Origin of the sequence: Microbacterium excoecariae, assembly GCF_011326725.1 — a bacterium.
Classification (GTDB): domain Bacteria; phylum Actinomycetota; class Actinomycetes; order Actinomycetales; family Microbacteriaceae; genus Microbacterium; species Microbacterium excoecariae.
This window is the reverse complement of sequence record NZ_JAANCO010000001.1, coordinates 1,977,591-1,992,843: the sequence shown is the minus strand read 5'-3', so window position 1 is coordinate 1,992,843 and position 15,253 is coordinate 1,977,591. Positions and strand designations below refer to the sequence as shown.

Genomic DNA, 15,253 nt, shown 5'->3' with positions numbered 1-15,253 from the left:
GCCGGGGACTCACAGGTCGGACATAGCCGACCCCATAGCGTTCGCATAGGTATGCGCGGACAATGAGAAGCATGACGAACCCCACCACCTCGACCGCGCTGACCCGGCCCGATGGCACGCCCGTACGCGTGCTGGTCGTCGACGACGAGCAGATGCTCACCGACCTGTTGTCGATGGCGCTGCGGATGGAGGGGTGGGAGGTCCGGACGGCGGGGAGCGGCACCGAGGCCCTGCAGTCGGTGAAGGACTTCCAGCCCGACGCCATCGTGCTCGACATCATGATGCCGGACCTCGACGGGATGGCCGTGCTCCAGCGCCTGCGGCAGCAGGACAACATGGTGCCCGTGCTCTTCCTGACCGCGAAGGACGCCGTGAGCGACCGCGTCGCGGGCCTCACGGCGGGCGGCGACGACTACGTGACGAAGCCGTTCAGCCTGGAGGAGGTCGTGGCCCGGCTGCGCGCGCTCATGCGCCGATCGGGCACGGCGCTCGCGGCGGAGCCCGAGCCGATCCTTCGCGTCGGCGACCTCAGCCTCAATGAGGACAGCCACGAGGTGCTCCGCGGCGAGGCGGAGATCGAGCTCACGGCCACGGAGTTCGAGCTTCTGCGCTTCCTCATGCGCAACCCGCGCCGTGTCGTCTCGAAGGCCCAGATCCTCGACCGCGTGTGGAACTACGACTTCGGCGGCAAGTCGAGCGTCGTCGAGCTCTACATCTCCTACCTCCGCAAGAAGATCGACGCGGGGCGGGAGCCGCTCATCCACACGGTCCGCGGCGTCGGGTACATGATCAAGGCCCCGCAGTGATGTCGCGCCGCCCGCGGGCGGCGCAGGCGCCGGACGCGCCCGTCAAGCCGCCCATGGCGCTGCACACGCGCCTGATGCTCGCGGTGTTCGCCATCGTCGCGGCGATCCTCGTCGTCGTCTCCGTCGTCACGGGCGTCATCCTCAACAACGTCCTCACCGGGCAGGTCGACAGCCGGTTGCGCGAGGCGACGAGCGCGCTGACCGGACAGTTCGGCATCACGATGCTCGACGGCACGGCGGGGGAGCAGCTCGAGCGCACCCGCGCGTCGCCCGGCATGCTCCTCGTCATCGACAGCCCCTTCACGGGGGCGACGGGCGCCGTCGTCGGCAACGACTACGACCGGTACACGCTCTCGGACGCCCAGATCGAGGGGCTCCTCAGCGCCATCGACGGCGCGGAGGGGCTGACGACCGTCACGATCAGCGGGCTCGGCCAGTTCCGCGTCATGGGGATCCCGTCCCAGGGCGGCGAGCCGGTGGCGGCCCTCGGCATGTCCACGGCCTCCGAGAGACTCACGCTGCAACAGATGTTCTGGTCGATCGGGCTCGCGACGATCGGCGGCATGCTCCTGCTCGGCGTCGCGACGTCCGGCATCATCCGGCGGGGACTCCGCCCGCTCCGTCGCGTCGCGGCCACGGCCACGCGCGTCTCGCGGCAGCGGCTCGACCAGGGCGACGTGCGCATCGCCGAGCGCGTCCCGGCGGAGGAGGCGGATCCGGCGACCGAGGTCGGACGGGTGGGCGCCGCGCTCAACACGCTGCTCGACCACGTGGAGGACTCGCTCTCGGCCCGCCAGCGTAACGAGGAGACGATGCGCCGCTTCGTCGCGGACGCGAGCCACGAGCTGCGCACGCCGCTCGCCTCGATCCGCGGCTACAGCGAGCTGTCGCTGCGCGACGGCACGCTCAGCGAGGGGAGCCGCCAGTCGCTGCAGCGCATCGAGGCCCAGTCGCAGCGCATGACGGGCCTCGTGGAGGACCTGCTCCTCCTCGCCCGCCTCGACGAGGGGCACGAGCTCGTCTACGACATGGTCGACCTCCGCCAGGTCGTCGTCGACGCGGTGGGAGACCAGGCCATGGCCGGGATGGAGCACGACTGGGGCGCCGAGGTGGGGGAGGAACCCGTGCTCGTCGCGGGGGACCGCGCGCGGCTGACCCAGGTCGTGACCAACCTCCTCGCGAACGCGCGCACGCACACCCCCGAGGGCACCTCGGTCACCGTCTCGTTGGCGACGACGGGCGAGGGATCCCAGACCCGCGCGATCCTCACCGTCGACGACACGGGGCCCGGGATCGATCCGGAGCTCCAGAAGACGCTGTTCACGCGGTTCGCGCGCGGGGACGTCAGCCGCGCGCGGAAGACCGGTGGATCGGGGCTGGGGCTCTCGATCGTCAAGGCGATCGTCGACGCGCACCACGGCGAGATTTCGGTGGACAGCCGGCCCGGAGCGACGCGGTTCATCGTGAGCCTGCCGGCCAAGCCGCAGGCGATTCAGGATTCATCACCTTCTCATCAGAACGGCTGACGACTCTCATCGACGCTGTTCATAGCGTTTCTCCTGGCCGCCCGAGCGGGCGGCGAAAGGAGACTTCATGTACGGCACCTATCTCCGGCGCGAGCTGGCCGGGAGGAAGCGCCAGACGGCCATCGTCGCGGCGGGCCTCGCGGTCGCGATCGCCCTCGTCATCATCGCCACCTCCCTGGCGCGCGGTGTGTCCGACGCGCAGGAGGAGGCGCTCGCGTCCGTGTACGGCGTGGGGACGGACCTGACCATCACGGGCGCCGCGGCGGAGCCGGGCGAGGGCGGCGGCCAGCGCTTCGAGTTCGGCGGCGAGCAGGCAGGCGAGGACGGGACCACCGAGCTGTCGCAGTCCACCCTCTCGGTGGAGCGCGGGCGCGGAACGCTCGACGCCGCCGCCAGCGAGACGGCCGCGAGCACGACCGGCGTGGAGGCCGTCTCGGCCGCGCTGGCGTTGTCGAACATGGAGTTCAGCGGCGAGATCCCGTCGCAGGCGTCGGAGTCCGGCGAGGCCGCCGCGCCCGGCGAGGGCGAGATGCAGGCGCCGCCCGCGGGTGGGTTCGATGGTGCGGGCGGGAGCGCCTTCGACCTGAACTCGCTGTCGGTCCTCGGCGTGGACGACGCGGCGACCACGGTCGGCCCGCTCTCCTCGGCGGAGGTCGTGGACGGCCGCGCTCTCCAGGCCTCGGACGCGGGCGCGCTCGTGGCGGTGGTCGACGAGACCCACGCGACGTCGAACGAGCTAGCGGTCGGTGACACGGTCGAGATCGGCGGCGAGGACGTTGAGATCGTCGGCATCGTGGCGTCGGCGACGGACGAGGCCGACACGGCCGCCGACGTGTTCATCCCGCTGGATGTCGCCCAGGACCTGTCGGGCGAGACGGACGCGATCTCGACGGTCTACGTCCAGGCGACCTCCTCGGACGCGATCGCCGAGGTGCAGGCGGCGCTCGAGGAGGAGCTGCCCGACGCCACGGTGAGCTCTGAGAGCGACCTCGCCGCGACGGTCTCCGGATCCCTCACGAGCGCGTCGAGCCTCATCTCGGGCCTCGGCACCTGGCTGTCGATCATCGTCTTGGCCGTCGCCGTGCTGCTGGCCGTGCTCTTCACGATCTCCGGCGTGTCGCGGCGGACCCGCGAGTTCGGCACGCTGAAGGCAATCGGATGGACGAACGGCCGGATCGTGGGCCAGGTCGCGGGCGAGTCGGTCGTCCAGGGCGTCATCGGCGGCGTCGCGGGCGTCGCGCTCGGGCTGATCGGCGTCCTCGTCATCAACCTCGTGCACCCGACGCTCTCGTCGTCGGCGGGCGACGCCGCGGCCAGCGGTCCCGGCGGCGGGGGCATGGGCGGCGGGTTCGGGGCGGCCCCGGCGGCCGAGACGGCGGCCGACGTCGTCCTGTCGGCCCCCGTCAGCGTGGGCGTCATCCTCGCGGCCGTCGGGCTCGCGATCGCGGGCGGCCTGGTCGCCGGCGCGATCGGCGGATGGCGCGCGGCGCGGCTCAGCCCCGCCGAGGCGCTGAGGTCGGTCGCCTGAGATGTCGACGATCGCACACACCCCCACAGACCAGGAGAAACCCATGACCGCGCTGTACACGCTCGATGCCGTCACGAAGACCTACGCGCAGAAGGGACGCGAGGTGCAGGCGCTCCGCGGCGTCGACCTCGCGATCGAGGAGGGCGAGTTCGTCGCGATCCAGGGTCCGACGGGCGGCGGCAAGTCCACGCTCCTGCAGATGCTCGGGGCGCTGGACTCGCCCACCTCGGGGGCGATCGCCTTCGGCGCGACGGACCTCACGGACGCCTCCCCGCGGGCACTCGGGCGCCTGCGCGCGGGCGAGATCGGCTTCGTTTTCCAGGGGTTCAACCTCATCCCCACGCTCACCGCGGCGCAGAACGTGGACATGGGGCTCGAGCCCCTGCGGCTCGACGCCGCCGAGCGCGCGCGCCGCGTCGCGGAGGCGCTGACGCAGGTGGGTCTCGCGGAGCGCGCCGATCACCTCCCCGCGGAGCTCTCGGGCGGGCAGCAACAGCGCGTGGCGATCGCCCGCGCGATCGCGGGCCGGCCCCGCGTGCTCCTCGCGGACGAGCCGACGGGAAATCTCGACGAGCGCACGCGCGACGAGGTCATGGCCTTGCTCGAGGGCCTGAACGCGAACGGGCTGACCCTGATCCTCGTGACGCACGACTCCGCGGTGTTCCGCCGCGCTCGGCGCCGCCTCCGCCTCGACGGCGGCCGGGTGAAGGACGTCACCGCGAGGGCCTGAGCTCCCGCTGAGAAACGAGGATCGCCCCCGCCGTGTGGCGGGGGCGATCCTCGTTTCTCGCACGGACGATCGTCAGTGCGTGTCCTCGGCCTCGATCTCGGAGCGGTCGCCGGACCACAGCGTGTGGAACGTGCCCTCCTTGTCGATGCGCTTGTACGTGTGCGCGCCGAAGAAGTCGCGCTGCCCCTGCACGAGGGCCGCGGGGAGGCGGTCGGCGCGCAGGCCGTCGTAGTACGCCAGCGAGGAGCTGAACGCCGGCGAGGGGATCCCCGCGACGGTGGCCGCGACGACGACGCGGCGCCAGGCGGCCTGGCCGCGCGTGAGCGCTTCGGCGAAGTAGGGCGCGGTCGCGAGCACCGGCAGGTCCGGCTCGCCGGCGTAGGCGTCGGCGATGCGGTTGAGGAACTGGGCGCGGATGATGCAGCCCTCGCGCCAGATCTTCGACACGGCGCCGAGGTCGATCGTCCAGCCGTACTCGGCGGCGCCGGCGCGGATCTCGTCGAAGCCCTGCGAGTAGGCGATGATCTTCGACGCGAACAGCGCCTGCGCGACGTCGGCGATGAAGGCATCGGCGTCGGCGACCTCGAACGGTTCGGCCGGGCCGGGCAGGGCCGAGGCGACCGCGCGCTGCTCGGGGTGCGAGGACAGCGAGCGCGCGAAGGTCGCCTCGGCGATCCCCGACACGGGGACGCCGAGCGCGAGCGCGGTCTGGACCGTCCAGGCGCCCGTGCCCTTGGCGCCGGCCTGGTCGAGGATGACGTCGACGAGCGGCTTGCCCGTCTCGGCGTCGACCTGGCGCAGGACCTCGGCCGTGATCTCGATGAGGTAGGACTCGAGCTCGCCCGTGTTCCACGCCGCGAAGATGTCGGCAATCTCGGCCGGCGTCTTGCCCGTGCCGCGGCGGATGAGGTCGTACGCCTCCGCGATGAGCTGCATGTCGGCGTACTCGATGCCGTTGTGGACCATCTTGACGAAATGACCCGCGCCGTCGTGGCCGACGTGCGTGACGCACGGCTCGCCGTCCGGCGCGACGGCGGCGATCGACTTCAGGATCGGGCCGAGCGTGACCCACGACTCGTCGGATCCGCCGGGCATGATCGACGGGCCGTTGAGCGCGCCCTCCTCGCCGCCCGAGATCCCGGCGCCGACGAAGTTGATGCCCGTCTCGCGCACCGCCTTCTCGCGGCGGATCGTGTCGGGGAAGTAGGCGTTGCCGCCGTCGACGATGATGTCGCCCGGCTCGAAGACCTTGACGAGCTCGTCGATGACGGCGTCGGTGCCCCGGCCCGCCTTGACCATGATGATCGCCGTGCGGGGCTTCGACAGCGTCGCCGCGAACTCCGCGTAGTCGAACGCGGGCAGGAAGCCGGCCTCGGGGTGCTCGGCGACCAGCTGGTCGGTCTTCTCGCGGCTGCGGTTGTACACCGCGACCGTGTTGCCCTCGCGGCTCGCGAGGTTCCGGGCCAGGTTCGAGCCCATCACGGCGAGGCCGACGACCCCGATGTTGGCTGCGGCTTGGTTCACGCACGTCTCCTTCGAGAAGGGGGATCAGGAATGACCCCAGGCTAGCCCGTCGCGGGGCCTCCCCGCGCCGTGGGCGAAACGGGAGGGGCGATCAGTCCTTGTAGGAGGACTGCCGTCCGAGCGTGAACAGGGCGCCGACGAACCCGATCGTCGTGCACGTGGCGAGGGCGGCGATGACGAGGGCGACGATGTGCGAAGCGTCCATGCGCGGGGGTCTCCGTAGGTGCTCGGGGGTGGGGCGCGCGAAACGCGCACAGGGATCGATCCTACCGCGTCGATCGGGTACGATAGACGACGACCTCGGCGAGGGAGGCGCTCCGGCGCTTCCGTTATCGACGCGGTGAAGCGGGCAGAACTGCTCTCCTCACGTCCTGCGTTGGAGTCGAGACACACGTTCACTCACGCGGCCCGCCTCGGTACGCGTGCACCGAGACAGGAGACACCCATGAGCGATGGCAACAAGCTCACCGTCCAGGTTCGCACCGAGTTCGGCAAGGGCTTCGCCCGCCGCCTGCGCGCCGCCGGCCAGATCCCCGCGGTCCTCTACGGCCACGGCACCGAGGTCAAGCACCTCGCCCTCCCGGGGCACCAGACGGGCCTGATCGTGCGTCACGCGAACGCCGTGATCGACCTCGACATCGACGGCGAGAGCCAGCTCGCCCTCGTCAAGGACGTGCAGCGCGACCCGGTGCGCCAGATCATCGAGCACATCGACCTCGTCGTCGTCACGCGCGGCGAGAAGATGACGGTCGACGTGCCCTACGTCACCGAGGGCGAGTCGTTCCCGGGCACGATCGCGACGCTCAGCGCGACCGCGATCACGGTCGAGGCCGAGGCGATGCACATCCCCGAGCACATCGTCGTGAACATCGACGGCCTCGAGGACGGCCAGCACGTCTACGCCAAGGACCTCACGCTCCCCGCCGGCGTCACGCTCGCCGACGACCCCGAGCTGCTCGTCGTGGGCATCTCCACCCCGAGCGTGTCCGCCGAGGACGAGGACGCCGAGCCGGCCGAGGACGGCGCGGAGTCGGCCGAGTAACGATTTCGAGATCGACACCGGGATGAGGGGGCGCGGGGACACCGCGCCCCCTCATCCCGTCTCGGCCACGAATAAGGAGAGCGCCATGGCGGAGACCTGGCTGATCATGGGCCTCGGGAACCCGGGCCCGCGATACGAGCGCACGCGCCACAACGTCGGCCAGATGGTCGTCGACGAGATCGCGGCCCGCCGTGATGCCTCGTGGCGGCAGCACAAAGCGGGCGCGCGCGTGGCCGAGGCGTGGCTGCGCCCCGGCGCCGCGAAGCTCGTTCTCGCGAAGTCGAACGGCTTCATGAACACCTCCGGCGGCCCCGCCGCGGCGCTCGCGTCCTTCTACCGCGTCGCGCCGGAGCGCGTCATCGTCGTTCACGACGAACTCGACATCCCGTTCGACCAGCTGAAGCTCAAGTCCGGCGGGGGCCACGGCGGGCACAACGGGATCCGCGACATCCAGAAGGCGCTCGGCACGCCCGACTTCGCGCGGGTGCGCGTGGGCATCGGCCGCCCGCCGGGGCGGCAGGATCCGGCCGACTGGGTGCTCGCCGAGTTCGGATCCGCGGAACGCCAGAACCTCCCCATCCTGGTGTCGGACGCGGCGGATGCCGCGGAGCTGATCGCCGACGAGGGCCTCACCGCGGCGCAACAGCGCGTGCACGCGCCGCGAGCCTGATCACCCGAAGAAGGGCACGAGGCCGAGAAGCCCCGCGAGGACGGCCTCCTGGGTCACCCAGGTGAGCGGGAGCCACGCGATGGCGGCGACGACGATCGCGGCGGCGCCCCACGCGCGGCCGCGCCCCACCGCCACCGCGACGATGCCCTGGACGAGGGCCCACGCCGCGATCAGCGCGTGGAGGATCCACGCCGCCCCCAGCCACGCGGCCGAGAGGGCCAGCGACCCGGCGCTCTCCCACAGCTGCGCCTGGGTGTCCTGGACGAGGTCCGGGTAGTCGGTGAAGCGCAGCGCCCGCGAGATGGACCACCCCGCGAGCGTGATCGCGGCGGCGCCGAGGACGAGCGAGGCGACCGCTCCGGCGAACGCCACGACGCCGAGCGCGCGGGGCCGCGGGGGCGGGGGCGTCGTCACGCGGCCATCCTACGGGCCGCGGCGTCGGGGGTCGCTCGTAGACTGGTGCCGTGACTCTTTCCGGGATCCTGCGCGCCCTCGACACGTCGTCCTCGTTCCGGGAGGCGATCGCCTGCTCCTCGGTCGACGCGGAGTTCTCGGCCGTGGACGGTCTGGACGCGCCCGCGCTCGCGGCGCTCCTCGAGCGGCGCCGCGGGGCCGGCCACCCGCCCGTGCTCGTGGCGATCGCGCCGACGAGCCGTCGCTCGGAGCAGTTGGCCGCGGCCCTCGCGGCCTACCTGCCGGCCGCCGACGTGGTCGACCTGCCCGCCTGGGAGACGCTGCCGCACGAGCGCCTGAGCCCGAGCCCCGAGGTCGTCGGCCGGAGGCTCACCACCCTCCGCCGGCTCGCGCGCTGGGACGGCGAGACCCCGCTCGTCGTGACGGCGTCCGTGCGCGCGGCGATGCAGCCGATCGCGCCGGGGCTGGGCGACGCCGAGGAGATCGTGCTCGCCGCCGGCGGCCGCGACCTGTGGCTGGAAGACATCGCCCCGCGCCTCGTGGAGCTCGCCTACCACCGGGTCGACATGGTGTCGCGCCGCGGTGAGTTCGCCGTGCGCGGCGGGATCCTCGACGTCTTCCCGCCGACGGCGGATCACCCGTACCGCGTGGAATTCTTCGGCGACGAGGTCGACGAGATCCGCGAGTTCTCCGTCGCCGACCAGCGCTCCGCCCCCGGAACGATCTCGCGGATCGAGCTCATGCCGAGCCGCGAGCTGCTGCTCACCCCCGAGGTCCGGCAGCGCGCGCGGGAGCTCCAGAACGACTACCCCGGGATCGGCCAGATGCTCGAGCGGATGGGAGAGGGGATCCCCACGGAGGGGATGGAGTCGCTCTCCAGCCTCGTCGCGGGCCCGCTCGTGAGCGTGGTCGACTACCTCCCGGAGGGTGCGTCCGTCGCGCTCGTGGACCCCGAGCGCGCGCTCGCGCGGGCCACGAGCCTGGCCGAGACGAACGCGGAGTTCCTCGAGGCCGCGTGGAATGCCGCCACGGCCGGCGGCGAGGCGCCGCTCGATCTGGCCCACGCCGGCTTCGTCGGCGTCGGGGACCTGCGCGAGGCTGCGTCCGCGCGGGGCGGCGTGTGGTGGACTCTGAGTCCTTTCGACTCCGGGCTGGGGGAGATCGCGGAGGAGCTGGCGGATGCGGGGGAGGCGTTCGCCCCCGGCGGCTCGTCCATGCGGATCCGGGCCGAGGCACCCGCCTCCTTCCAGGGCAACGTCGACGGCGCGACGGAGTTCGTCCGCGGGCTCGTCGCGGACGGGTGGGCGGTCGTCGTCGCCGGAACGGGCACGGGCCTCGTGGACCGGGCGCGCGACGTGTTGTCCGAGCGCGGCGTCGCCGCGCGGATCGTCGACGCGCTGGGCGAGGCGCCCGAGCGGGGGGTCGCGACGCTCCTGCGCGCGCAGGTCGAGAAGGGGTTTGTCTCGGAGGAGGCCCGGGTCGCCGTCCTCACCGATTCGGAGTTCTACGGGCGCACGATCGCGCAGGACGCGGGCGTCGTCAAGAAGCTCGCGTCCCGGCGGCGCAACGTCGTGGATCCGCTCCAGCTGAAGCCCGGGGATCCCGTCGTGCACGCGACGCACGGCATCGGCCGGTTCGTCGAGATGGTCCAGCGCGAGGTGTCCACCGGGGGTCGCGGCGCGCAGAAGTCGACGCGCGACTACGTCGTGCTCGAGTACGCGCCGTCGAAGCGCGGCTACCCGGGCGACAAGCTGTTCGTTCCCACCGATCAGCTCGACCTGCTCTCGAAGTACGTCGGCGGCGAGAACCCGCAGCTGTCGAAGATGGGCGGATCCGACTGGGCGCAGGCGAAGAAGAAGGCGCGCAAGGCCGTCCGGGACATCGCGGTGGAGCTCGTGAAGCTCTACTCGGCCCGCATGGCGTCGAAGGGCCACGCCTTCGGGCCCGACACGCCCTGGCAGCGCGAGCTCGAGGAGGCGTTCCCGTTCGCCGAGACCCCCGATCAGCTGCAGACGATCGACGAGGTCAAGCGCGACATGGAGCGCGCGATCCCGATGGACCGCCTGCTCTCGGGCGACGTCGGCTTCGGCAAGACCGAGGTCGCCGTGCGCGCCGCCTTTAAGGCGATTCAGGATGGCAAGCAGGTCGCGATGCTCGTGCCCACGACGCTGCTGGTCAAGCAGCACCTCGAGACGTTCCAGGAGCGCTTCGCGGGCTTTCCCGTGAAGGTGAAGGCCCTCAGCCGCTTCCAGACGCCGCAGCAGGCGCGGGACACCCTGCGGGGTCTTCTCGACGGATCCGTCGACATGGTGATCGGCACGCACCGGATCCTCACGGATCAGGTCGTGTTCAAGGACCTCGGCCTCCTCATCATCGACGAGGAGCAGCGCTTCGGCGTCGAGCACAAGGACGCGCTGAAGAAGCTCAAGACGAACGTCGACATCCTCGCGATGAGCGCCACGCCGATCCCCCGCACCCTCGAGATGGCGGTGACGGGGATCCGCGAGATGTCGACGCTCGCCACGCCGCCGGAGGAGCGCCACCCCATCCTGTCCTACGTGGGCCCGTCCAACGACAAACAGGTCGCCGCCGCCATCCGGCGCGAGATGCTGCGCGAGGGGCAGGTGTTCTACGTGCACAACCGGGTCACGAGCATCCAGCGCGTCGCGAGCCACCTCGCGGAGCTCGTGCCCGACGCGCGGATCGCCGTCGCCCACGGCAAGATGGGCGAGCACCAGCTGGAGCAGGTCGTCGACGACTTCTGGGAGCGCAAGTTCGACGTGCTCGTGTGCACGACGATCATCGAGACCGGCATCGACATCGCGAACGCGAACACGATCATCATCGACCGCGCCGACAAGTACGGCCTGGCCCAGCTCCACCAGCTGCGCGGCCGAGTGGGTCGCGGGCGCGAGCGTGCCTACGCCTACTTCGTCTACGACGAACATCGCCCGCTCTCGGAGACCGCGGCCGACCGCCTCGAGACGATCGCGGTCCACAACGATCTCGGCAGCGGGATCCAGGTCGCGATGAAGGACCTCGAGCTGCGCGGCGCGGGGAATCTCCTCGGCGCGGAGCAGGCCGGACACATCGCGGGCGTGGGATTCGACCTGTACCTGCGGATGATCGGGGAGGCCGTGAGCGAGTTCCGCGGCGAGGAGGGCGACGGGCCCGTCGAGCTGCGGCTCGAGCTGCCGCTCGAGGCGCGCATCCCCGACGACTACATCGATAGCGAGCGCCTCCGGCTCGAGGCCTACCAGAAGCTGTCCGCGTCGGCGACGGCCGGCGCCGAGGAGGACGCCATCGACCGCGTCGTGGAGGAGCTCGCGGACCGCTACGGCGAGCCGCCCGCCCCCGTGCGCGGGCTCGTGGACGTCGCGCGACTGCGTCGCCGCGCCGCGCAGTCGCACCTCTCGGACGTCGTCGCGATGGGCAAGAACCTGCGGATCGCCCCGGCCGCGCTGCCGGACTCGATGCAGGTGCGGCTGAAGCGCCTGTACCCCGGCGCGAAGCTCATCGGCTCGGGCGACGCGCTCCTCGTTCCGCTCCCCACGGCCGGGGGAGAGGCGCTCGCGGACGCGGACCTGCTGGCCTGGGTGCGCCAGCTGCTCGACGCGCTGTTCCCCCTCGCCGCGGCGGCCGGGGCGGGCCAGGCCCGCGCGCAGTAGCCTGACAGGTCACGGCGCGCGGTCCCGATAGGGTGGGAAGCGGTGTGCCGGGAAGTCTGGTCGGCGCCGCGGTCCGCACGGCCCGCGGTCAATCGGCAACCGAAAGGCATCGATGAAACTCCTTCGCTCCGAGCGCTTCCCCGCGTTCCTCCTCCTGGGGGCCGCCGCGCTCGGCCTGATCCTGGCCAATCTCCCGTTCGGCGAGGACCTCATCCACGCGAGTCACGTCGAGTTCGGTCCTGAGGCGCTCGGCCTGAAGCTCGAGCTGTCGCACTGGGTCGCCGACCTGCTGCTCGCCGTGTTCTTCTTTACCGTCGCCGTCGAGCTCCAGTACGAGCTGACGCGGGGGCAGCTCAACAGCATCGGCAAGGCCATCAAGCCCGCGATCGCCGCGGTGGGCGGCGTGATCGTCCCGATCGCGATCTACCTCGCGATCGCGGGGCGCGACGAATACGCCGTGCACGGCTGGCCGATCCCCACGGCGACCGACATCGCCTTCGCCCTCGGCGTGCTGGCGATGTTCGGCAAGGGCCTGCCGACGAAGGTGCGCGTCTTCCTGCTGGCGCTCGCGATCATCGACGACATCGTCGGGATCCTCTTCATCGCCATCCTCTTCACGACCGACCTGAACCTCCTGAACCTCCTGATCGGGTTCGCCCTGGTCGCGCTGTTCGCCGTGCTCAGCCGGTTCCGGTCGCGGCGCAACCAGGCGTTCGTCGTGCCCCTCATGATCGTGATCGCTCTCATGGCGTGGGCCTTCATCTACCTCGCGGGCATCCACGCGACGCTCGCCGGCGTCATGCTGGGCCTCGTCATTCGCCAGCACGAGGGCATGCGCGCGCGACACGCGCTCGAGCCGTGGGTGAACGGCCTCGTCCTGCCCGTGTTCGCCTTCTTCTCGGCGCTCGTCATGATCCCGCAGGTCGAGAGCGTCGCCGAGATCTCGCCCGCCATGTGGGGCATCGTCATCGCGCTCCCGGTGGGCAAGCTCATCGGGATCACGCTGTTCGGATGGCTGGCCAATTTCATCGGGCGGGACGAGAGGGGGCGGCCCGAGGTGGCCTTCGCCGACATCCTGCCCGCAGCGGCGCTCGGCGGGATCGGGTTCACGGTGTCGCTGCTCCTGTCGCGCCTCGCGTTCGCCTCGCAGCCCGAGGTGGCCGACGAGGCGGTGCTGGGCGTGCTCATCGGATCCCTCATCTCGCTCGTGCTGTCGGGATTCCTCGTCTCCTGGCGCGCGGCGCACCATCGCCGGGTCGCGGCGGAGGAGAACGCCGCCGCCTGAGGGCGCGCGCGAACGGCCCGTCGGGAGCGATCCCGGCGGGCCGTTCGTCGTTGACAATGGGGTCATGGCCTCCTCCGATACCCCCGAGCTCCTGCGCGCCGTCGACGTCATGCGGCGCGTGCACGACACCTGCGTGTGGTCGCGGCAGATGACCCACGACGCCCTGGCGCCCTACGCCACCGAGGAGGCGGCCGAGGTCGTGGACGCGATCGAGCGCGGCGATCGCGCCGGGCTGCGCGAGGAGCTGGGGGACCTGCTCTGGCAGGTCCTCTTCCACGCCGAGGTGGCCGCGGCCGACGAGGCCGACCCGTTCACCCTGGAGGACGTTGCCGGGACCATGGCGGACAAGATGATCCGCCGCCACCCGCACGTCTTCGCGGGCGAAGAGGCCGAGACTCCGGAGCGCGTGCTGGAGCTGTGGAACGCCGCGAAGGCCGCCGAGAAGCCCGCCGGCGCCTCGGCGCTGGACGGCGTGTCGCCCGCGATGCCCGCGCTCGCGCTGGCGCAGAAGGTGCTCGGTCGCGCGGAGCGCGCGGGCGTGGGCCTGGAGTTTCGCGAGGAGATCGCCGCGTCGGAGGCCATCGAGGCGGACTCGGGCGAGGTCCTCCTGCCCACAAGCGAGGAGGAACTCGGCGAGGTCCTCGCGGGGCTTGCGGCGCTCGCCCGCGCGCGCGGCTGGGACGCCGAGCGGGCCCTGCGCGGGCGCGTGCGTGCCCTCGCGGACGAGGTCCGGCGCGCGGAGGTGGAAGAATAGGGGCCCTATGGCAACCGTGAACCCGCCGCGCGGAATGCGCGATTTGCTCCCCGCCGACAAGGCCCGCCGCGAGCGCGTGCTCGCCGTCATCCGCGAGCGCTACCGCGCCCATGGGTTCGATGAGATCGAGACGCCCGTCATGGAGGACTACGACCGCCTGCACGCGGGCGTAGGCGGCGACAACGAGAAGCTGGCGTTCAACGTCCTGCGCCGCGGGCTCGACGCGGACGGCGTGCGCGCGGCGGCAGAGGACCCGGCCGGGCTCAGCGACCTCGGGCTGCGATACGACCTCACCGTCCCCCTGTCGCGCTTCTACGCGACCCACCGCGGCGAGCTCCCGAGCGTGTTCCGGGCCGTGCAGATCGCGCCCGTGTGGCGCGCGGAGCGCCCGCAGAAGGGGCGCTACCGCCAGTTCGTCCAGTGCGACATCGACATCATCGGCGACGCCACGGGCCGCGCCGAGTCCGAGCTCATCGCCGCGACGCTCGACGCGCTCTCGGCGCTCGGGCTCGAGGGCGCGAGCGTCCGCATCAACGATCGCCGCGCGCTCGACGCGATGCTCGAGGCGTTTGGCTTCCCCGAGGCAGCGCGCCCCGCCGTCCTCATCACGATCGACAAGCTCGACAAGATCGGCGCGGCCGGCGTCGCCGCGGAGCTCCGTCAGCGCCGGGCCGACGAGGCGGCCGTGGGCCAGCTGGAGGCCTTCCTCGGCGCGCTGCCGGCCGAATCCGCTCGCGGCGCCTTCGGGCCCGCGGAGATCCGCTCGCGTCTCCCCGAGGGCGTGCCGGACGAGGTTGTCGACCACCTTGTGTCGGTCGGCGATGCGGTCGCGAGCGCGACGGGCGGTGTCGCGCCCCTCGTCTTCGACCCGTTCCTCGTGCGCGGGATGGGCTACTACACCGGCACGATCTTCGAGATCGCCCACCCCCTCGTGTCGTATTCGCTCGGCGGCGGCGGCCGCTACGACGGCATGATCGGCCGGTTCCTCGGGCAGGACGTCCCGGCGGTGGGATTCTCCATCGGATTCGAGCGGATCGTCGACCTCGTGGAGGTGGCGGATCGCGCCGCGGCCCCCGCCGTGGTCCTCGTGCACGACCGCGACGTGCCGGTCGCCGAGCTCCTCGCGCACAAGGCCGCACTCGTGGCGACCGGCGCGCGCGTGCGCCTCGAGCAGCGCACGAAGAACCTCAAGAACCTGCTCGCCCGCGCCGAGGCCGACGGATACACGGCCTTCGCCACGGTGCGCGCGGGGGCGGCGCCGGGGTCGCTCGAGCCGCAGCCACTCGGCTGATCGGCCGGGGACTCA

Annotated in this window: 12 protein-coding genes; 10 read left to right on the top strand and 2 right to left on the bottom strand. The window is 71.9% G+C overall.

Features of this window, described 5'->3' with window-relative positions:
* Positions 1 to 71 precede the first annotated feature (71 nt).
* From G8E01_RS09265 to G8E01_RS09250, 4 genes are all read left to right on the top strand, one after another.
* Positions 72 to 806 (top strand): response regulator transcription factor, encoded by a 735-nt coding sequence (locus G8E01_RS09265; RefSeq protein WP_166318846.1) that lies wholly within the window; start codon positions 72 to 74, stop codon positions 804 to 806.
* The gene (locus G8E01_RS09260) at positions 806 to 2,332 is read left to right on the top strand and encodes a sensor histidine kinase (protein ID WP_240921239.1); all 1,527 of its coding nucleotides are present in this window, start codon (positions 806 to 808) and stop codon (positions 2,330 to 2,332) included. Before G8E01_RS09265 ends, G8E01_RS09260 begins: the two co-directional genes overlap by 1 nt.
* Positions 2,333 to 2,399: 67 nt before the next feature.
* Complete coding sequence (locus G8E01_RS09255) at positions 2,400 to 3,860, top strand: ABC transporter permease (protein WP_166318843.1); 1,461 nt, start codon at positions 2,400 to 2,402, stop codon at positions 3,858 to 3,860.
* Between the two features lie 43 nt (positions 3,861 to 3,903).
* Positions 3,904 to 4,590 carry an ABC transporter ATP-binding protein gene (locus G8E01_RS09250; RefSeq protein WP_166318840.1) on the top strand — a complete coding sequence of 229 codons (687 nt, stop codon included), beginning with the start codon at positions 3,904 to 3,906 and terminating at the stop codon, positions 4,588 to 4,590.
* A 72-nt stretch (positions 4,591 to 4,662) separates the two neighbouring features.
* Here the strand turns inward: G8E01_RS09250 and gndA are convergent, their stop codons facing one another.
* Positions 4,663 to 6,114, bottom strand: a complete 1,452-nt coding sequence (gene gndA, locus G8E01_RS09245) for an NADP-dependent phosphogluconate dehydrogenase (RefSeq protein ID WP_338100784.1) — start codon at positions 6,112 to 6,114, stop codon at positions 4,663 to 4,665.
* A gap of 445 nt (positions 6,115 to 6,559) precedes the next feature.
* Here gndA and G8E01_RS09240 point away from each other — a divergent pair, with 445 nt between their 5' ends.
* Complete coding sequence (locus G8E01_RS09240; protein WP_166318838.1) at positions 6,560 to 7,156, top strand: 50S ribosomal protein L25/general stress protein Ctc; 597 nt, start codon at positions 6,560 to 6,562, stop codon at positions 7,154 to 7,156.
* An 85-nt stretch (positions 7,157 to 7,241) separates the two neighbouring features.
* Positions 7,242 to 7,826, top strand: a complete 585-nt coding sequence (gene pth, locus G8E01_RS09235) for an aminoacyl-tRNA hydrolase (protein ID WP_166318836.1) — start codon at positions 7,242 to 7,244, stop codon at positions 7,824 to 7,826.
* Here pth and G8E01_RS09230 read toward each other — a convergent pair whose 3' ends face one another.
* On the bottom strand, positions 7,827 to 8,240 hold the full coding sequence (locus G8E01_RS09230; protein ID WP_166318834.1) for a hypothetical protein: 414 nt from the start codon (positions 8,238 to 8,240) through the stop codon (positions 7,827 to 7,829). It abuts the gene before it with no gap.
* 50 nt (positions 8,241 to 8,290) lie between these two features.
* Here G8E01_RS09230 and mfd point away from each other — a divergent pair, with 50 nt between their 5' ends.
* The 4 genes from mfd to hisS all read left to right on the top strand — a co-directional run bounded on the left by mfd (position 8,291) and on the right by hisS (position 15,238).
* Positions 8,291 to 11,908 carry a transcription-repair coupling factor gene (gene mfd, locus G8E01_RS09225; protein ID WP_166318832.1) on the top strand — a complete coding sequence of 1,206 codons (3,618 nt, stop codon included), beginning with the start codon at positions 8,291 to 8,293 and terminating at the stop codon, positions 11,906 to 11,908.
* Between the two features lie 112 nt (positions 11,909 to 12,020).
* Complete coding sequence (gene nhaA, locus G8E01_RS09220) at positions 12,021 to 13,193, top strand: Na+/H+ antiporter NhaA (RefSeq protein ID WP_166318830.1); 1,173 nt, start codon at positions 12,021 to 12,023, stop codon at positions 13,191 to 13,193.
* A 64-nt stretch (positions 13,194 to 13,257) separates the two neighbouring features.
* Positions 13,258 to 13,947: a MazG nucleotide pyrophosphohydrolase domain-containing protein gene (locus tag G8E01_RS09215; RefSeq protein ID WP_166318828.1), complete on the top strand. Its 690-nt coding sequence runs from the start codon at positions 13,258 to 13,260 to the stop codon at positions 13,945 to 13,947.
* 34 nt (positions 13,948 to 13,981) lie between these two features.
* The gene (hisS, locus tag G8E01_RS09210) at positions 13,982 to 15,238 is read left to right on the top strand and encodes a histidine--tRNA ligase (RefSeq protein ID WP_420826124.1); all 1,257 of its coding nucleotides are present in this window, start codon (positions 13,982 to 13,984) and stop codon (positions 15,236 to 15,238) included.
* Positions 15,239 to 15,253 lie beyond the last annotated feature (15 nt).